The organism is Aequorivita sp. IT1282 (assembly GCF_058068205.1).
The window spans coordinates 55,718-73,929 of record NZ_JBYRHR010000007.1 but is presented as its reverse complement, the minus strand read 5'-3'; the positions used below and the strand labels follow the sequence as shown (position 1 = coordinate 73,929).

Sequence of the window (18,212 nt, the reverse complement as noted above, 5' to 3'; positions counted from 1 at the left end):
CTTATTGTGACGTAAAGACGGAATAAAATTAAGTAATTAGAATTGTTTAAGAATTTCAGCTGCTTGTGCTAAAGTTTTATCTGTTTTGGCGAAGCAAACACGTATTTGCTTAAAGTCTTTTTTCCCTTCGTTGAAAACTGAAGTAGGAATTGTGGCTATCTTAAATTCCTTCGTAAGCCTTTCCGCGAAAGCGATATCACTTTCATTTGAAATTTCTGAAAAATCGAGCATTTGAAAATAAGTACCCTTTGACGGAATTATTTTGAAGTTTGAACCTTCCATTAAATGCAAAAAGAAATCGCGCTTTTGCTGGTAAAAATTTGAAAGTTTTAAATAGTGTTCAGGATCTTTCAGATAAGTAGCAAATGCTTTTTGAAAAGGATGGTTCACACAGAAAACTACAAATTGATGTACTTTTTGAAACTCTTTCATCAAACTTTCGGGCGCAACACAATACCCCATTTTCCAGCCCGTGTTATGAAATGTTTTTCCGAAGGAAGCAGTAACAAAACTTCGCGATGCCAAAGCTTCAAACTTTGAAGCGCTTTGATGCATATTGCCATCAAAAATAATGTGTTCATAAACTTCGTCACTTAAAATCAATAAGTCGTTATTCTCTGCCAAATTTTGCAAGTGAAGCATATCTTCTTCAGAAAGAAGCATTCCACTTGGGTTGTGCGGACTATTGATGATTATCATCTTCGTTTTGGAAGTGATTTTATCTGCAACTTCCTGCCAATCGACAGCGTAAAATGGAGGTTTTAGTTGAATGGGGATAACCTTTCCACCGAACAATTCCACCGTTGGCACATAACAATCGTATGCCGGAGTGAAAATAATTACTTCATCTCCTTTACTTATTGTAGCTGCAATTATGGTGAAAATAGCTTGCGTTGCCCCAGCAGTAATAGTGATTTCAGTTTCGGGATTGTAAAAATGATTATGCAGGTTTTCAATCTTTTTTGAGATTTCCATGCGCAGCTCAAAATCGCCTTGCATCGGGGCGTATTGACTAAATCCGTCGCGCATTGCTTGATCTACCAATGCATTTAAAGCCGGATCGCTGGGGAAATTCGGAAATCCCTGCGCTAGGTTTAAAGCATTGTGTTCTGTTGCCATTTTGCTCATTACTGAAAAAATGGAAGTTGGAATGTTTGGAAGTTTTGAGTTTTTAGTCATTTTTTAAGGTATTTGAAAAGTCTATTTCAAGTGCGACTGCCTAAGTTACTATATTTTTCACTCGTCCAAAAATGATATGTATCGAAGCTCATTTTTAAACATAAAAAAACCCTCACATCGCTACAAGGGTTTCAATTTTAAAAGTAAGAGATTCCAGCCAGAGTCTATCTTGAGCGATAGCCGAAAGGCGGGAATTATTAGTATCTGTAGTACTCTGGCTTGAATGGCCCTTCTACAGTTACACCAATGTATTCGGCTTGTTCGGTAGAAAGTTCTGTAAGTTCAACACCAATTTTGGCAAGGTGAAGTTTCGCTACTTTTTCATCCAAATGCTTTGGAAGCATATATACTTCATTTTCGTAGTTTTCGCCATTTTTCCAAAGCTCAATCTGTGCTAGAGTTTGATTGGTGAAACTATTACTCATTACAAAACTTGGGTGACCAGTTGCGCAACCTAGGTTTACCAAACGACCTTCAGCTAAAAGAATGATATCTTTTCCGTTGATAGTATATTTATCAACCTGTGGCTTAATTTCTACGTGTGACTTTCCGTGGTTATTTTTCAACCAAGAAACAGCAATTTCGTTATCAAAATGCCCAATGTTACAAACGATTGTTTTGTCTTTCATCGCTTCAAAATGTTCTGGACGAACGATGTCTTTGTTTCCAGTTGTAGTAATTACGATGTCTGCATTTCCAACAACAGTCTCTAATTTTTTCACTTCAAAACCGTCCATTGCAGCTTGTAGCGCACAAATAGGGTCAATTTCTGTAACGGTAACGATACTTCCGGCTCCTTTAAAAGAAGCGGCAGTTCCTTTACCAACATCGCCATAACCACAAACAACAACGCGTTTTCCGGCCATCATTATGTCAGTTGCGCGACGCACTGCATCCACAGCACTTTCGCGACATCCGTATTTATTATCGAATTTACTTTTAGTAACGCTATCGTTAATATTGATAGCAGGCATTGGCAAAGTTCCTTTTTTTACACGCTCGTAAAGACGGTGAACACCAGTAGTAGTTTCTTCAGAAATACCTTTTACTGCTTCAGCAAGTGCTGGATATTTATCTAAAACCATATTAGTAAGATCGCCACCATCATCAAGAATCATGTTCAACGGTTTGCGGTCTTCGCCAAAGAAAAGTGTTTGTTCAATACACCATTCAAATTCCTCTTCGGTCATTCCTTTCCAAGCATAAACTGCTACTCCAGCAGCAGCCATTGCAGCGGCAGCGTGATCTTGAGTAGAGAAAATATTACAAGAACTCCAAGTAACTTCAGCACCTAAGGCAATTAAAGTTTCAATTAAAACTGCGGTTTGAATGGTCATGTGAAGACAACCAGCAACGCGCGCACCTTTTAAAGGCTGCTCTTTTCCGTATTCTTCACGAAGAGACATAAGCCCTGGCATTTCTGCTTCAGCAAGCTCAATTTCTTTTCTTCCCCAGTCTGCTAGGGAAATATCTTTTACTTTAAACGCCGTGTAAGGCACAGTTTTCGTTGACATATTTGTTATATTTATACCCTCGAATGCGGGTATTTGTTAAGAATAATTTCTGTTTTTCAGTCCGCAAAAGTACAAATTATCTCTTAAAAATCTATGCCACTTTACAAAACTATAACAGTTAATCCCACAACTAAAGTCTTCATTTGGAAGATTGAAGAGTCGTTTGAATCGCTCGCTGAAGAAATTAGTTTAACCGAAAACTGTTCTAATAGAGTGTTGAATATGAAAAGCGATCTGCATCAGCGTGGCTTTATGAGTATTCGGCATTTAATGGCTTTAGAGGGTTTTACCGATCACGATTTATATTACGACGAAAACGGAAAGCCACATTTAACGGGCGATAAGCATATTTCAATTACACATTCCTTCAATTTTTCTGCAATAATTATTAGCGATAAAGAAGTGGGAATTGATATTGAAATGCAACGCAACAAAATTCTACGTATCGCTCATAAATTTACTCCAATTGAAGAATACCGAACCATTGCAAACGAAGATGCAATGATGAGAAAACTTACCATTGTTTGGTGCGCGAAAGAATCTCTCTATAAAAGTTTTGCCGAAAAAGGCGTTAGCTTTTTGCAAAATATTTATGTGGAAGAATTTGCACTTGAAGACTACAAAACTACTGCTACGGTAACTTTCGAAGACAAAACCGAAATTTATAATGTAGATTATTTGGAGTTTGAAGGTTTCACTTGTGCATACGCCCTAAAATCCTGAAAACAGTAGATGGAAGAGTCGTTCTATAATTCTTTACTGAAATCTATTGCCGAAAAGAAAAAGCAACTTGCTATTTTAATAGATCCAGATAAGTTTACTATTTCTGAAACAAAATCATTTCTAAGTAAAATTCCGAAGGAAACTACACATCTTTTTATAGGAGGAAGCAGTGTCGCAAATGGCGAAACTGAGGCGACAGTAAAAGCTGTAAAAGCAGAGACAAAACTTCCAATTTTTCTTTTTCCGGGCGACTATTCGCATATTACCCATTTGGCAGATGCGCTATTGTTTCTAACCTTACTTTCGGGAAGAAATGCTGAATATTTAATAGGGCAGCAAATAAAATCTATTTCGAAAATTAAAAAATCGGCGTTGGAAATTATCTCCACTGGCTATATTTTGATTGATGGCGGAAATAATTCATCCGTTTCAAAAGTGACTCAAACGGAACCACTTCCGCAAGATAATATTGAAACAATAGTAAATACAGCACTTGCGGGACAATTTATGGGCGCCAAATTAATTTATTTGGAAGCGGGTAGCGGAGCCAAGTTTCCTGTAAACCCAGAAATTATTTCCGAAGTTAAAAAGGCTATTCAGATTCCGCTAATTGTTGGTGGCGGTATAAAAACTGAATTGCAGAAAAAGGCAGCTTATAACGCAGGGGCAGATATGATTGTAATGGGAACGGCGTACGAATTTTAAAAGATTTTAAATCTCTGTGTTCTTTGCACCTCTGCGGTAAAATTGCCAAGCAAAGTCGTAAAGGACGCAAAGGAACTTGTAACTTTGAAGAAAAATAAAGAAATGAATATTTCAGTAGAATTAACGCTTTCGCCACTACAGGACGACTTCGAACCTGCAATTATCGACTTCATAAAAAGTTTGCGAAATTCAGGACTCACAGTTTTGGAAAATCCGTTGAGTACACAAGTTTACGGCGATTATGATGCTGTAATGAGCCTGCTTCAAAAGGAAATGAAAATTGCATTGGAAGCCGTGGAAAGAGGTTTGCTTTATATAAAAATAGTAAAATCAGACCGTAGCGACTATGAACCTCATTTTTGATTGGTTTTTTGCCCAATACGCTGAGGTTCCAACACATTTAATTGTTTTGGAATTGATTGGCGTTTTCTTTGGGTTTTTAAGTGTTTGGTATAGCAAGCAGGATAATATTCTCGTGTATCCCACGGGAATTATTAGTACGGCAATTTTCGTTTATATCTTAGCAATTTATGGGCTTTTGGGCGATATGATGATAAATGCCTACTATTTTGCAATGAGCATTTACGGTTGGTATATTTGGACAAGAAAAGTGGATGAAACCCATTATACTCCAATTACCAAAACCACAAAAAAAGAGCAAAAAACTTCTATATATATTTTTGTAGGATCACTGATTTTAGTTTTTGCACTTTATGAATTTTTCGAAAAATGGAATAGTTGGACCGCTTACGTTGACACAATTACAACTGCCATTTTCTTTGTAGGAATGTGGCTTATGGCGAAAAAGAAAGTTGAAAACTGGATTTATTGGATTATTGGCGATATTATTTCGGTGCCGCTCTATCTTTATAAAGGACTCGTGTTTACTTCGTTTCAATACCTTTTATTCACTATTATTGCCATTTATGGATACCGCGCTTGGAAGAGAAACTTGAACATACCCGAAACCAGTCTGCTGAATTGATAAAAGTAGTTTTATACGGCCCCGAATCTACGGGAAAAACTACGCTTGCAAAACAATTGGCGGAGCATTACGATACGCTTTGGGTGCCTGAATTTATGCGGGAATACCTTCAGGAAAAGTGGGATTCTGAAAAAAAATTGATTTCAAAAGAAGATTTAATTCCTGTCGCAAAAGGGCAGCTAAAACTTGAAAATGAAGCCTTGCAACTTGCTGAAAATCTTCTGATTTGCGACACAAACCTGCTTGAATTAAAAGTGTATTCTGAATACTATTACAACGGATTTTGCGCGTCGGAAATTAAAAATGAAGCAACCAAAAGTAATAATAGCATCTACCTTTTAACATATATTGATACGCCTTGGGAAGCAGATATTTTGCGGGATCGACCAAACAATCGCGAAGAAATGTTTCGTATTTTCGAGGCCGAATTAAAAACGCAAGGTTTCCCTTATAAAATATTAAAAGGAAACAAAGAAGAGAGATTTAATAGCGCAGTTGAAATTATTGACCAATTGCTAAAATCAAAATCTCTGTGAACCTCTGCGGTTCTCTGCGCTACTCTGTGAAACAACTATAACACAGAGTTACACCGAGAAAAGTCAAAGAGCGTCACAGAGAAATAATTACAAAAAATGTTTACTGAAAAAGACATAAATCAAATAAAAGCCCACGGACTTTCCGAGGCAAAGGTTAAAGAACAGTTGCAAATATTTAAGAATGGAATTCCGTTTGCAAACGTCGTTGCTCCCGCTTCTGCAAATAATGGAATTGAAATCTTATCTACAGCACAGCAAGCAGATTTTGTTTCACTCTTTGATAGTAAAAAAGATGAGTTGGAGCTTCTTAAATTTGTTCCCGCTTCAGGCGCAGCAACGCGTATGTTTAAATTTTTGCATCAGTTTTTAGATAATTTCAATCCCGAAAATGATGTTTTTGAAACATTTCTTCTAAAGGAGGAAAATAGTAATCTAAAAAGATTTTTGGGCAGCATTGACAATTTTGCTTTTTCTACTTTGGTGAAAGAAAAATTGAATGAAAAGTATTCTAATTTTGAAGATTTCAATAAAGGGAAACAGTACTTTTTATTCGTTCAAGAAATGCTGGCAGAGACAGGTTTAAATTTCGGCAATACGCCGAAAGGACTTGTTCCTTTTCATAAATACGACGCCAATTATGTTACTGCCTTTGGCGAACAACTGTACGAAGCGGCTTTCTACGCAACCTCAAATGGGACTGCAAATTTGCATTTTACCGTTTCTGCAGAACATGAAGAAAAATTCAAAAAACGCTACCTTGAAATACAGGAAATAGTGGCGAACAAAACTGGAGTGACGTATAATATTTCGTATTCATTTCAAAAAAATGAAACAGATACAGTAGCTGCAACACCCGATAACAATTTGTTTTTAGATGAAAACGGCAATTTGCTTTTCCGTCCTTCGGGTCACGGCGCATTGTTGGAAAACTTAAATGATGTGGATGTAGATATTGTTTTCATAAAAAATATAGACAATGTAGTTTCTCAAAACTTTGTAGAAACAATCGCTTTTCAGAAAAAAGTACTTGCCGGCAAATTGATTTCCTTTCAGCAGCAAATTTTCGAGTTTGTTGAAAAACTTCATTCAAATAATTATTCCGAAGAAATTCTAAAATCTGCTTCTAAATTTATTTCCGAAGAATTAAAAATTAAGGATACACCTATAAATATAGAGGCGCTTTTAAATGTTTTGGAACGGCCAATTCGCATTTGCGGTGTGGTTGAAAACACGGGTGCTCCCGGCGGCGGACCATTTCTTATAAAAGACAAGAATGGAAACCTGTCCTATCAGATTGTGGAAATGTCGCAGATAGACATCCATAATCCGAAACAAAAGCAATTTGTTGATAAAGCAACTCACTTTAACCCTGTAGATTTAGTTTGTGGGGTTCGCAATTATAAAGGTGAAAAATATGATTTGACGAAATTTTCAAATCCAGACACAGGATTTATTTCTGAAAAATCATTTTTTGGACAACGCATAAAAGCATTAGAACTTCCCGGACTTTGGAATGGGGCTATGGCAAATTGGAATACTGTTTTTGTTGAAGTGCCGCTCATTACTTTCAATCCTGTAAAAACCGTAAACGACCTTTTAAACGAAGCACACCAGCCAAAGTGAACAAAGACCAATTAATATCTGAACTCTCTTTTAAAGCCATCCGCAGTAGCGGGCCGGGCGGACAGCACGTAAATAAAACGGCTTCGAAAGTTGAGGTATCCTTCAACGTTGATTCTTCACAAGCGCTATCGGAAAGAGAAAAGGAGCGACTTCATCTTAAATTATCTTCACGAATTACTTCCGAAGGAATTATAATGCTGCAATGCGGCGAAACCAGAAGCCAGCATCGTAACAAGGCAATTGTTATTGAAAGGTTGGTGAATATCCTTGAACACAATTTGAAAGTTGCAAAACCTCGCAAGAAAACAAAACCTTCGAGAGGGGCAATTGAAAGGCGAATAAAATCAAAAAAGGAGAACGCCTTTAAAAAAGCCAATCGCAAACCACCCAAACTTGAGTAACGATTATACAATAGTTGTGTAAAATTTACACAGTTGTTCTACTTTTTATACACTTTCCACGTTTTTCAGAATAAATAAATATTTTCTAAACTACTGTATTATAGGTTCTTACAGCTATGTTCTGTTGCTATATTTCTATGGCACTACTTTTTCTATATACAAGTCAACAAACAAACTTAGAAACGAATAAATAATAAGTAAAATTTAAAACAGACATTATGAAAAAGTTAATTTTAAGTACAGCAATTTTATTAGGAGGTCTAACTGCAGCAACTGCGCAAACAGACAAGGAACCAACCGCAATGAACGAGCAAAAACAAACCGCTGTTGAAGCGCAAGTGGAAAGCAGATTGGATGTTGCTCAGGATACGGATGCAGTAATTGTTGCTAAAGCAGCACAAGATTATAAGGAAGTACAAGCTTCTAAATTACCGCAAACGGTTCAAGCTGCCGTAGCTAAAGATTTTAGCGAGGCTACTATTTCTAAGGCTTATGTAAATGCCAAAGGAGAATATAAAATCGAACTTGCAACTGCCGATGCAAAAAGCGCAACTGTTTATGCAAACGCAAAAGGTGAGTGGATTAAAAATGAATTAAAGAAGCAGTAAGCTGCGGGTATTTTAGATTCAATACTTCAGAAAAGGCGTCCAATTTTGGACGCCTTTTTTTTGTGAAAAATTTAGAGGTTAGCCGCTCATTTACTGATTATTTTTACCATCTTGAAAAACCTAATGACGCAGCAAATACATATAGTTGAAGACGACGTAGCTTTTGGAAAAATGCTAACTACTTTTTTGGAAAAAAGGGGCTTTCAAATTACCGTTTCCCTAACCGGTGAAAATGCCCGAAAAATGTTGAATGAAAATAATTTCGACATTTTAATTACTGATTTACAACTTCCCGACGACTCTGGTTTGGAGCTTTTAGAATACTCCCAAAATATATCTCCCAAAACAAAAGTAATTTTAATGACTGGTTATGCCGAAGTAGATACAGCGGTAAAAGCCATAAAAAAGGGAGCTTTAGATTATATTTCGAAACCTTTTCGTCCAGAGGAATTGTTGATGATTATTGAAGAAGATTCTAAGAATAAAACAAGCTCAGAAAATGTTTCTTCGCAAACACAAGTATCGAAAAGCACGGAAGAAAATGAAACCAGCGAGCAGACAAATCATATAGAAAAACCTCAATTTGTTGTTGGAATTAGTGAATCTTCGAAAAAATTCAATGAATATTTGAAAATCTTGGGCCCAACGGACATGAGCGTTTTAATTCAAGGTGAGAGCGGTACCGGAAAGGAAGTTGCCGCAAAAGCCATCCACAATTATAGCAAGCGAAATGACTGCAATTTTATCGCCGTAGATTGTGGTGCAATCCCAAAAGAAATTGCGGCAAGCGAATTTTTTGGTCACGTAAAAGGGAGTTTTACAGGTGCCGTAAACGACAAAAAAGGTCATTTTGAAGCTGCAGATGGCGGGACGCTTTTTTTGGATGAAGTAGGAAATCTTTCCTATGAAAACCAGATTCAATTATTACGTGCTTTGCAGGAAAGACGCATTAAACCCGTGGGTAGCAATACTGAAATTGAAGTGGATGTACGTATTCTATCAGCTACAAATGAAGATTTGTTAAAAGCCGTTGCCGAAGGTAAATTTCGTGAAGATTTATACCATCGGTTAAATGAATTTTCAATTCACATTCCTTCGCTGCATGAGCGAAAAGAGGATCTATTTTTATTTATAGAATACTTTTTGGCGCAGGCAAATGTTTCTTTGGACAAAGAGGTAAAAGGATTTTCAAAAGAAGTGGAAGAAGCTTTTAAAAAATACGCTTGGCCTGGGAATTTGCGTGAGTTGAAAAACGTTATTAAACGCTCCGTATTATTGACCAATTCAGATTTAGTTCCGTTGGAAGTGATTCCCAGAGAAGTTCTTTTTTCTTCAGAATCAAAAAAAGAAACAATAGATTATTCCACAGAAAGTAACGAAAAACAACTTATTTTGAACGCTTTAAAGGAAGCAGATTACAACAAAACCAAAGCCGCAAAATTGCTTAATATTACCCGGAAAACGCTCTACAACAAGCTTGAGCTTTATAAAATTGAGCTTTAAAATCACCGACTTTCAAGCGCTTTTTGTAAATCTTTTATATTCAAAATCAACTTTTCATAATCCTTTTGCAATTCAATTTCTCCAACTTTTTTGGCATCAATCTTATCGTAATCTTCCATTTTTTCAAGAATTGAAACTACAGCCGTCGCCCTAATTTGTCGATGCATTGTAAGCATACGGTGGGCGATTTCTGAGATTTCTTTAATGGCCTTTTGCGCTATCAAACTGTTCAGTTGTTTTAAATCATTCTCGGTTTGATCATTGAAAACTTCCAGCACTTCTGCCATCGCTTCGGGTGTATTCAAAAAAGATTTTAAAAGTGAAAGGTCAAATTTTTCATCTTGGGAAGCACTTTGTTGTGTTGTTTCAACCAATTGTTCTTCTACTACTAAATTGCTTTGTTTAGGAAAAATTTTCACCAAAACTGCAGTTAGTTGCTGCTTAGTGAAGGGTTTTGGAAGCATTTCTGCAAATCCTTTTTCGAAGTAAAAACTGCGCTCGTGCTCCCGACTTCCCGTCATTGCTATAACTGGCTGATTGTTATACGACGAAATTTCACGATTTTTCAATCTTTTTAAAACCGTAAAACCATCGGTTTGTGGCATTTGAATGTCGGTTAAAACGAATTCGTTCCTCAACTCTGCTCGAGTACCGAAAACAAAGTTTGAAGCTAGGAAGTTTTCAAAACTGCTGAATGCCCGTGAGCTAATCTCCATTTGTTGAAAAATTTCCTGTAAAAGCGCACGCATTGCTTCGTCATCGTCAATTATCACCGCGTTCAAACCTTTAAAGGAATTTTGCTCTTTCGCTTTGGTTAAAATTCGATCAGAATTTTTAAGTGGTACTACTAAAGAGAAGCTGCTCCCTTCACCTAAAACGCTTTGTACTTTTAAATTTCCGTTTAATAATTCAGTAAGTTTTTTAGAGATCGCCAAGCCCAAACCGCTTCCGCCAAATTTCTGTGCAATCTCGCTTTCCGCTTGCGTAAACTCGTTAAATATAAGTTGCTGTTTTTCTTCTGAAATACCGATTCCCGAATCGATTACTGAAATTTGAATGGTTGAAATTTTGCCTTTCTTTTCAATTTCTTCCACTTCTATTTTAACGCATCCCTCTTCGGTAAACTTAAAAGCGTTGCCCACCAAATTGTTTATTATTTGCCGAATTCGCAACGGATCGCTTTCGAAGATTTGGTTTTTTATCTCTTCGGCAATTGATATTTTTAGAGCAACTTGTTTTTGTGGATACAGTTGTTTTACAGCGTTTCCGGCTTCGGCAATTATGTTTTCTAGTGAAAAAGGCACACTATCAATTGCCAATACTCCCGCTTCCAATTTTGAATAATCCATCAAATCGTCCACTAAATGCGAAATAAAATGTGAGCTGGAAGTAATTTGCGTTAAATAGTATTTTTGCTTTTCGGAAAGGCTTGAATTTTGAAATAATTCGGCGTAGCCACTAATTGTATTCAGTGGGGTTTTTAAATCGTGACTTACTGTAGAAATAAGCTGTTCGCGACTTTTTAGAAGTGATTCTGCATAATTTTTTGAGTCTTCTAAATTCTTTTTAAAACGTTCTGCCCTAAAAAAGTCTGAAAGGATAAAATATGAAAATAGTAAAACCACGATCCCGCCTAAAATCCCAGCAATCTTCAAAATCTGTTTGGTGCGCTCAATTGATTCTGCACGCTGTAGTTTTTCGAGATTATTATTTTTGGTAATCTCGCGGTCGAAACTTGCAATTATTTCGCGCAAACGCTCGGAAATATTAAGGTCATTGCGAATAAGGTCATTCTCTTTTTGAATTAAAGATTCACGAATTCGCGAGTTTTCTTTTTTAGCCTCCGCCACAATGTAGCGCGACGCAATAAGCATAGAATCTACGGTTTTAGACTTAACGGTAGAAGTATCGCGAATAGCATCACTGTTGAGGTAATCGGCATAATTCTGCCAGAAATTGCGCTCTTGATTATTTAAATCTGAGGGGGTGCGGATAAGCGATTCCACAGAGTTTAAGCCCACGGAAGCCTCCAATTTACGCACTTCGCGCATTATATCGTCAAGCGAAGTATCTTTTTGATTTGTAAGCCTTAGTATGCGTAATTGCTCAATATTTCTATTTTTTTCTTTGAGCAGCGAATGGACACTGTCTAATTGTTTTATTTGAAATTCGTTTGTGGTAAGCGATTTAATCTCTTCAATTTTTTTGAAAAGAGAATCGGTTTTTTCCATATATTTTTCAAAATCATCATCACTTTCTGTTAAAAGAGCGAGCCTTGAAAATCCATCGGTTTTATACACAAGGTTTATAAGCGTGCCTGTTTCAATAAACTTTTTTTCACCTGTTTTTTCAGCAGATTCAGCAGTGAAAGATTTAAATTCAGAATATAAAAAAAAGCCAACCAAAACCGATAAGGCTCCCAAAACAAGGTAGCTTAGGATTATTTTAAAAGTGAATTTATTTTTTGAATTAGTCATTGTTCAAATATAAAGACTATTAAAAGGCGAAGTATTAATGATATGATAAAATGTAGAAATTGAAAATGAAAATGAAAGTGGAATTTAAAAAAGAAATGTACATTTGCCGAACATCTCAAAGGGGTGCCAATCGAAATTTTGAATTCTGAATTCATAATTGAGAAAAGCTGAGATTATACCCAAAGAACCTGGGCGGGTAATGCTGCCAAGGGAAACAATAGGAACCCCCTGTAATAATGCGCGACGCATTGTTTTCAGGGATTTTTTATTTTAACATTTAACTAATAAAGAATAATGCCCCTTTTATTCGTATAATTTAAAATTATTACGAATGAAAAAGTTATTGATTTCTACAGTTTTCACCTTTTTTAGTTTTATCATTTTTGCTCAGGAATATACCGTGTCGGGTTTTGTGACTGATATTGACGGGCAACCTTTACCTGGAACAAATGTTATTCTGAAAGGGGATGGGGGTACCATTACAGATTTTGATGGAAAATATAAAGTTTCTTTAAATTCTGGAATTCAAACAATTCATTTTAGCCACATCGGCTATTTACCCGATAATCGTTCTGTAATCTTAAATGGCGATTTAGAATTGAATATTACGTTAAATAGAGCACCAGAATCTTTAGACGAAGTTTTAGTACACGCCGTTCGTGTTGATGCAGATTCGCCTATTACACACTCAAATCTCGACAAAGAGGAGCTTGAAAAGCGAAACCTTGGGCAAGACATTCCGTATATGCTTAACTACCTGCCATCGGTAGTTACAACTAGCGATGCGGGAGCAGGCGTGGGTTATACGTACATTCGGGTTCGTGGGAGCGATGCTTCACGGGTGAATGTTACGCTAAATGGAATTCCGTATAACGATTCGGAAAGTCAGGGATCGTTTTGGGTGAATTTACCCGATTTTACTTCGTCGATTCAAAGCTTACAATTACAACGCGGTGTGGGCACTTCGTCCAACGGTTCGGGGGCTTTTGGCGCTAGTTTAAACTTATTAAGCGATGCGGTTTCAAATGAAGCAAATGGTGAATTCTCCAATTCATTCGGAAGTTATAATACATATAAACACAATGTTAAGTTCAGCACTGGCTTGCTTTCCAATCATTTTGAATTAGCGGGAAGGTTATCTACCATCAAATCTGATGGATATATTGACAGAGCCAGTTCCGACTTAAAATCATACTTTTTACAAGGCGCCTTTGTGAACAAAAACACACTTATAAAAGCCTTAGTTTTTGGTGGCACGGAAGAAACATACCAATCTTGGAACGGCCTTGAAGACCCCGAAAAATTGGAGAATGATAGAACATACAACAGTGCTGGTATGTACACAGATGAAGACGGAAATATTCAGTTTTATGATAAGGAAGTAGATAATTATTCGCAGGATCACTATCAATTACTTTGGAACCAACGCTTCGATAATAATTGGAGCACGAATATATCTTTCAACTACACCAGAGGAAAGGGTTATTTTGAGCAGTACAAGGAAGGTGAGGATTTTGAAACCTACGGTTTTGAACCTGTTGAAACAGGGAATGACACCATTAATTCAACCGATTTAATACGTCGTCGTTGGTTGGATAACCATTTTTATGCAGCGAATGCAAACGTAAATTACAAAAACAATAAAATCGATTTTACGGGTGGCGCATTCTATAGTTACTATACTGGCGACCATTATGGCGAAGTAATTTGGGCGCGCTACGCCAGCAATTCTGAGATTCGCGATAGGTATTACGACAGTAATGGTGAAAAAAGTGAATTCACCGTTTTTTCAAAAGCTACGTACAGAATAGACAGTCAATGGAGCGTTTTTGGCGATTTGCAGGGAAGATTTCTAAACTATAAAACTTCCGGAATTACTTCAGATTTAGTTGAAATGATTTATGATGAAAACTATGCATTTTTCAACCCGAAAGCTGGAATAACCTATAAATTAAGTGCTTCGAATCAATTCTATTTTTCATATGGAAAAGCACATCGCGAACCTTCAAGAAACGATTACGAACAGGGAATAATTACACCAGAAAAATTAGACGATTTTGAACTTGGCTGGCGTTTCGCTTCAGGAAAAGCAAAGGTGAACTCCAATATTTACTTTATGAATTACGAAGATCAATTAGTGCTTTCTGGCGAATTGAACGATGTGGGCGCTGCCTTACGAACAAGTAGCGGTAATAGTTACCGATTAGGACTTGAAATAGATGCCGAAATTCAACTTTTGAAAAACTTGAGAACCTTACCAAATATAGCACTTAGCACGAATAAAAATATAGATTTTGTTAGCTCCCGCGATGGTGAATTGGTAAATTTAGGAAACACAGATATTTCGTTTTCACCTTCAATTGTTGCAGCAAATATGCTGGAATACTCGCCAATTAATAATTTGCAACTTGGTTTTCTTTCCAAATTTGTGGGGGAGCAGTATATGGGGAATATTGATAGTGAAGCTTCAAAACTTAGTAGTTATTTCATAAATGACATCAATATTGTTTACACTTTAGACACACTTCCGTGGATAAAAGAAGTTGTTTTTTCAGCTTTGGTGAACAATATTTTCAATGTGAAATATATCTCCAACGGTTATTTTTATACGTATGATGACGATTTCAGCAATCCGGGAGCCATTACTACTGTTGAAGGCGCTGGCTATTATCCGCAGGCAACAATTAACTTTTTGGTGGGAGCGACGGTAAAGTTTTAAGAATTTACGCTTTAGCTCCGTTTCTCTATAACGGAGCTAAAGTGCTAATTAGTGACGTTTACAGTATTACCATTTCTAATTGCAAGATATTGCTGCATAGGGTATTTTGCATCTGGCTCTGTAACATGTCTTCCAAAATTAACGATGTTGTATTCATTTTCATCGGTAGTACAAGGGCAAGTTGCAATTATTCCGTTAACTTCCATCCGTGAACAACTACTTGGCGCGTGATTTGGATCTGTTAAATCATATGCGAAATATTGGGTTTCGGTAACGCAATAAACTACAATCCCCTTGATGCCTTGGGAGGTGATAACGTAATTTCCTGGAAATTTCAACGGGTTGTATTCTGGTAAATTTAGGTTTAAATTTAAATTTACTACTGGGTTTGTTAAATAGGGATTTTGATCTTGTTTGTCGTCATTTTTTGAACACGATAGTGTTACTAAAACAAGTAAAAGTAAAAGGATATTATTTTTCATTTTTATATAATATATTTAGAAAATGGGGTACTAAAGCTACACACGCCAAGGCTGTGAAATACTCCTAAAAATTTGCTGTAATTGGTTTGTAATCTGTGAGTGGGCAATTCATCAAAAAAATATTCTGGACGAAATTACAACAAATTACGCAACAACTAAATTTTTAGTATATTTGTTAAACACAATCCCGTCTGCGTATGGGATTTTTTCAATTTATTAAAGTGAGTCCCGCCAATTGTCGGGATTTTGTTATATAAAGAATATGTATGTTCTACATACACAAACGATGAAATTATGAGCAAAGTATCTTATTATACAGTCGAAGGATTAAAAAAATTAAGAGATGAAGTAGATCAATTACGCGATGTGGAGCGGCCAAAAGCTTCCAACGCAATTGCTGAGGCTCGCGATAAAGGTGACTTAAGTGAAAATGCCGAATATGACGCTGCTAAAGAGGCGCAGGGAATGCTTGAAATGCGAATAGCGAAGATGGAAGAAGTGCTTGCAAATGCCCGTTTAATAGATGAGTCGCAATTAGATTTAAGCAAAGTTTTGGTGCATTCAAATGTGAAGATTAAAAATCAAAATAACGGAATGGAAATGGTCTATAAGTTGGTAGCACAAAGTGAAGCCGATTTAAAAACCGGAAAAATTTCCGTAGATTCCCCTATCGGAAGAGGATTGTTGGGTAAACAAAAAGGCGAAGTTGCCGAAATACAAGTGCCAAATGGCGTCCTTAAATTTGAAATTTTAGAAATTACAAGAGATTAATTATGGCGTCAATTTTCACACAAATAATTGAAGGAGAAATTCCTTGCTACAAAGTTGCTGAAGACGATAATTTTATTGCCTTTTTGGATATAAATCCAAATTCAAAAGGCCACACCCTTTGTGTTCCAAAAGAAGAAATCGATAAGATTTTTGATATGGGCGAGCATATGTATTTACAATTAATGCAATTTTCTCGAAAAGTAGCTCGTGCCCTTGAAAAAACAGTACCGTGCAAACGCGTTGGAATGGCCGTTGTAGGCTTAGAAGTGCCACACGTGCACGTACATCTTATTCCTTTAAATGAAATGGACGATATGCGTTTTACCAAAAAAGTAAAAATGACTTCGGAAGAATTTGAAGCATTAGCTGAAAAAATTAGCGAAAAACTAAAATCTTAAGCCGGAATTAAAGCATAAATTAACACAGCAACCACTACAATTGCTGCCAAGATTAAAATATAAAATAGCGGTTTTACCTTTAAATAAAGTTTATTGGTTTCCGCTATTTTTTTGTTGTAATCAAAAACACGCTCAATGTCTTCCGTCCAGTTTACAGGATAAATAATGTTATTGCAGGTATGGCAATACAGCTTTTCAGTTATAGTAGTAGAGGGTTTAATATAAAGTGGTGTTTCGTTTTCCTTTTGCAAAAATGTAAATTCTAAACCGTCTGTGCCAAAGCAGGTTGGGCAGTTGTTATTTAAGCGCGCTGTATGTATTGTATGGTTTTTAGAACTCATTTTTAGGTGTTTGTCTTTAGGGCTATTTCCATTGTGGTGCCTTGATTGGGGATGCTTTTTATAACGCGAATTTTTCCTTTATGGTATTCTTCAATAATTCGTTTTGCCAACGAAAGTCCTAAGCCCCAACCACGTTTTTTGGTAGTGTAACCGGGAGTAAAAATTCTTCGGAATTCACTTTTTGTAAGTCCTTTTCCAGTGTCGGTTATTCGTAAGAAGACAAATTTTGAATTTTTTTCTATGGAAATTGTTATGGTGCCTTTCCCTTTCATTGCATCAATTCCGTTCTTCACTAAATTCTCAATCGTCCAACTAAAGAGTTGTGGATTCAATTGAACATAGATAGGGGTTTCTGGAATATTGAGTTGAAAATTTATGAGTTTGGAAGATCGCTTTTGCAAGTAATAAAACGTAGTTTTTGTTTCTTCAATTAAATCGTGCTGATCCAGTTTAGGAATCGAACCAATTTTCGAAAATCGATCTGTAATTGTTTCTAAACGCGAAACATCCTTTTCCATTTCAACTATATATTCTGGATTTACATTCTCGCTTTTTAAAATTTCGGTCCAGCCCACCAAAGAGGAAAGTGGCGTGCCAATTTGGTGTGCGGTTTCTTTCGCCATTCCTGCCCAAAGCTTGTTTTGTTCAGAAGATTTAGAGGTTTTATAGAAAAGATAAACAGCTAAAATGAAAAGGAAAATTATTAGGATAAGTGCTGCTGGGTAGTATTTCAATTTATTAATCAATGGAGAATTTCCAAAATAGATTACAGAAAGAACTTGGTCATTATATTTTACTTCCAAAGGTTCGTATTCCGAAATAAATTGAGCGATTTTCTTTTGCCTATCTTTTTCGTTGTTAAGGATATCTTCATCAATATTTCTACCTACATAATTATCTTCCCTTAAAGTATGAAGAATCATAGGCGTTGTGCTATTACCGCGGATTATAGTGAGCGCTGTTTCGCTTACGGGTCTGCCGTCGTCTTCTTGACTTTGGGCCAACTCCTCTTGAGCAACAGCCCAAATTTCCATCTTAGCACGTTCATTCTCTTTTAACTGATTAAAGAAAATATACGTATTCCACAAAATAAGGCTAATAACAATAATAGAAGCAAATATAAAACCCCAACGGGAGAGTGATTTGTTGCGCAGCATAAAGAATAAATTTTTCTAAATTGCCTGCTCGAAGGCAGGTTTAAATATAAAGCAAATATGTTGATATTATTGTACAATCAAGTTTTTACA

General features: G+C 36.4%; 18 protein-coding genes. 12 read left to right on the top strand and 6 right to left on the bottom strand.

Annotation, left to right across the window (positions count from 1 at the left end; genetic code table 11):
• Positions 1-36: 36 nt before the first annotated feature.
• Both AC3RVG_RS15145 and ahcY read right to left on the bottom strand, forming a co-directional pair.
• Positions 37-1,179, bottom strand: a complete 1,143-nt coding sequence (locus tag AC3RVG_RS15145; protein WP_489692319.1) for a methionine aminotransferase — start codon at positions 1,177-1,179, stop codon at positions 37-39.
• A gap of 197 nt (positions 1,180-1,376) precedes the next feature.
• Positions 1,377-2,693, bottom strand: coding sequence for an adenosylhomocysteinase (ahcY, locus tag AC3RVG_RS15140; RefSeq protein ID WP_489692318.1), 1,317 nt, complete (start codon positions 2,691-2,693; stop codon positions 1,377-1,379).
• Between the two features lie 93 nt (positions 2,694-2,786).
• Between ahcY and AC3RVG_RS15135 the strand changes: the two genes are divergently transcribed.
• From AC3RVG_RS15135 to AC3RVG_RS15095, 9 genes are all read left to right on the top strand, one after another.
• Positions 2,787-3,416 (top strand): 4'-phosphopantetheinyl transferase superfamily protein, encoded by a 630-nt coding sequence (locus AC3RVG_RS15135; protein WP_489692317.1) that lies wholly within the window; start codon positions 2,787-2,789, stop codon positions 3,414-3,416.
• Between the two features lie 9 nt (positions 3,417-3,425).
• Positions 3,426-4,121: a phosphoglycerol geranylgeranyltransferase gene (locus AC3RVG_RS15130; protein WP_489692316.1), complete on the top strand. Its 696-nt coding sequence runs from the start codon at positions 3,426-3,428 to the stop codon at positions 4,119-4,121.
• Positions 4,122-4,223: 102 nt separating this feature from the next.
• Complete coding sequence (locus AC3RVG_RS15125; protein ID WP_489692315.1) at positions 4,224-4,484, top strand: thiamine-binding protein; 261 nt, start codon at positions 4,224-4,226, stop codon at positions 4,482-4,484.
• Positions 4,468-5,106 carry a nicotinamide riboside transporter PnuC gene (gene pnuC / locus AC3RVG_RS15120; protein WP_489692314.1) on the top strand — a complete coding sequence of 213 codons (639 nt, stop codon included), beginning with the start codon at positions 4,468-4,470 and terminating at the stop codon, positions 5,104-5,106. The genes AC3RVG_RS15125 and pnuC overlap by 17 nt, the downstream gene beginning before the upstream one ends.
• On the top strand, positions 5,103-5,642 hold the full coding sequence (locus AC3RVG_RS15115; RefSeq protein ID WP_489692313.1) for an AAA family ATPase: 540 nt from the start codon (positions 5,103-5,105) through the stop codon (positions 5,640-5,642). The genes pnuC and AC3RVG_RS15115 overlap by 4 nt, the downstream gene beginning before the upstream one ends.
• 96 nt (positions 5,643-5,738) lie before the next feature.
• Positions 5,739-7,265, top strand: coding sequence for a DUF4301 family protein (locus tag AC3RVG_RS15110; protein WP_489692312.1), 1,527 nt, complete (start codon positions 5,739-5,741; stop codon positions 7,263-7,265).
• Positions 7,262-7,666 (top strand): alternative ribosome rescue aminoacyl-tRNA hydrolase ArfB, encoded by a 405-nt coding sequence (gene arfB / locus AC3RVG_RS15105; RefSeq protein WP_489692311.1) that lies wholly within the window; start codon positions 7,262-7,264, stop codon positions 7,664-7,666. Before AC3RVG_RS15110 ends, arfB begins: the two co-directional genes overlap by 4 nt.
• A 218-nt stretch (positions 7,667-7,884) precedes the next feature.
• Entirely contained in the window at positions 7,885-8,274 is a 390-nt protein-coding gene (locus AC3RVG_RS15100; protein WP_489692310.1) for a hypothetical protein, read from the top strand.
• Between the two features lie 123 nt (positions 8,275-8,397).
• A complete protein-coding gene (locus AC3RVG_RS15095; RefSeq protein WP_489692309.1) occupies positions 8,398-9,777 on the top strand; it encodes a sigma-54-dependent transcriptional regulator in 1,380 nt (459 codons plus the stop codon).
• A 2-nt stretch (positions 9,778-9,779) separates the two neighbouring features.
• Here AC3RVG_RS15095 and AC3RVG_RS15090 read toward each other — a convergent pair whose 3' ends face one another.
• Positions 9,780-12,254, bottom strand: coding sequence for an ATP-binding response regulator (locus AC3RVG_RS15090; protein ID WP_489692308.1), 2,475 nt, complete (start codon positions 12,252-12,254; stop codon positions 9,780-9,782).
• A gap of 331 nt (positions 12,255-12,585) precedes the next feature.
• Between AC3RVG_RS15090 and AC3RVG_RS15085 the strand changes: the two genes are divergently transcribed.
• Positions 12,586-14,973 carry a TonB-dependent receptor gene (locus AC3RVG_RS15085; protein WP_489692307.1) on the top strand — a complete coding sequence of 796 codons (2,388 nt, stop codon included), beginning with the start codon at positions 12,586-12,588 and terminating at the stop codon, positions 14,971-14,973.
• A 44-nt stretch (positions 14,974-15,017) separates the two neighbouring features.
• On the opposite strand, the gene AC3RVG_RS15080 is transcribed toward AC3RVG_RS15085, so the two are convergent.
• Positions 15,018-15,455, bottom strand: coding sequence for a hypothetical protein (locus AC3RVG_RS15080; protein WP_489692306.1), 438 nt, complete (start codon positions 15,453-15,455; stop codon positions 15,018-15,020).
• Between the two features lie 294 nt (positions 15,456-15,749).
• Here AC3RVG_RS15080 and greA point away from each other — a divergent pair, with 294 nt between their 5' ends.
• Together greA and AC3RVG_RS15070 are read left to right on the top strand one after the other, a co-directional pair.
• A complete protein-coding gene (gene greA, locus AC3RVG_RS15075) occupies positions 15,750-16,226 on the top strand; it encodes a transcription elongation factor GreA (RefSeq protein ID WP_489692305.1) in 477 nt (158 codons plus the stop codon).
• 2 nt (positions 16,227-16,228) lie between these two features.
• Entirely contained in the window at positions 16,229-16,624 is a 396-nt protein-coding gene (locus AC3RVG_RS15070) for an HIT family protein (protein ID WP_489692304.1), read from the top strand.
• On the opposite strand, the gene AC3RVG_RS15065 is transcribed toward AC3RVG_RS15070, so the two are convergent.
• Together AC3RVG_RS15065 and AC3RVG_RS15060 are read right to left on the bottom strand one after the other, a co-directional pair.
• Positions 16,621-16,965 (bottom strand): hypothetical protein, encoded by a 345-nt coding sequence (locus AC3RVG_RS15065; protein ID WP_489692303.1) that lies wholly within the window; start codon positions 16,963-16,965, stop codon positions 16,621-16,623. The two genes, AC3RVG_RS15070 and AC3RVG_RS15065, sit on opposite strands and share 4 nt — an antisense overlap.
• Before the next feature lie 2 nt (positions 16,966-16,967).
• Positions 16,968-18,122 (bottom strand): sensor histidine kinase, encoded by a 1,155-nt coding sequence (locus AC3RVG_RS15060; protein ID WP_489692302.1) that lies wholly within the window; start codon positions 18,120-18,122, stop codon positions 16,968-16,970.
• Positions 18,123-18,212: the final 90 nt, after the last annotated feature.

Coding starts and splice junctions, on each gene's coding strand:
- AC3RVG_RS15145 (WP_489692319.1), bottom strand. CDS start 1,179: ATGACTAAAAACTCAAAACTTCCAAACATTCCAACTTCCATTTTTTCA.
- ahcY (WP_489692318.1), bottom strand. CDS start 2,693: ATGTCAACGAAAACTGTGCCTTACACGGCGTTTAAAGTAAAAGATATT.
- AC3RVG_RS15135 (WP_489692317.1), top strand. CDS start 2,787: ATGCCACTTTACAAAACTATAACAGTTAATCCCACAACTAAAGTCTTC.
- AC3RVG_RS15130 (WP_489692316.1), top strand. CDS start 3,426: ATGGAAGAGTCGTTCTATAATTCTTTACTGAAATCTATTGCCGAAAAG.
- AC3RVG_RS15125 (WP_489692315.1), top strand. CDS start 4,224: ATGAATATTTCAGTAGAATTAACGCTTTCGCCACTACAGGACGACTTC.
- pnuC (WP_489692314.1), top strand. CDS start 4,468: ATGAACCTCATTTTTGATTGGTTTTTTGCCCAATACGCTGAGGTTCCA.
- AC3RVG_RS15110 (WP_489692312.1), top strand. CDS start 5,739: ATGTTTACTGAAAAAGACATAAATCAAATAAAAGCCCACGGACTTTCC.
- AC3RVG_RS15100 (WP_489692310.1), top strand. CDS start 7,885: ATGAAAAAGTTAATTTTAAGTACAGCAATTTTATTAGGAGGTCTAACT.
- AC3RVG_RS15095 (WP_489692309.1), top strand. CDS start 8,398: ATGACGCAGCAAATACATATAGTTGAAGACGACGTAGCTTTTGGAAAA.
- AC3RVG_RS15090 (WP_489692308.1), bottom strand. CDS start 12,254: ATGACTAATTCAAAAAATAAATTCACTTTTAAAATAATCCTAAGCTAC.
- AC3RVG_RS15085 (WP_489692307.1), top strand. CDS start 12,586: ATGAAAAAGTTATTGATTTCTACAGTTTTCACCTTTTTTAGTTTTATC.
- AC3RVG_RS15080 (WP_489692306.1), bottom strand. CDS start 15,455: ATGAAAAATAATATCCTTTTACTTTTACTTGTTTTAGTAACACTATCG.
- greA (WP_489692305.1), top strand. CDS start 15,750: ATGAGCAAAGTATCTTATTATACAGTCGAAGGATTAAAAAAATTAAGA.
- AC3RVG_RS15070 (WP_489692304.1), top strand. CDS start 16,229: ATGGCGTCAATTTTCACACAAATAATTGAAGGAGAAATTCCTTGCTAC.
- AC3RVG_RS15065 (WP_489692303.1), bottom strand. CDS start 16,965: ATGAGTTCTAAAAACCATACAATACATACAGCGCGCTTAAATAACAAC.
- AC3RVG_RS15060 (WP_489692302.1), bottom strand. CDS start 18,122: ATGCTGCGCAACAAATCACTCTCCCGTTGGGGTTTTATATTTGCTTCT.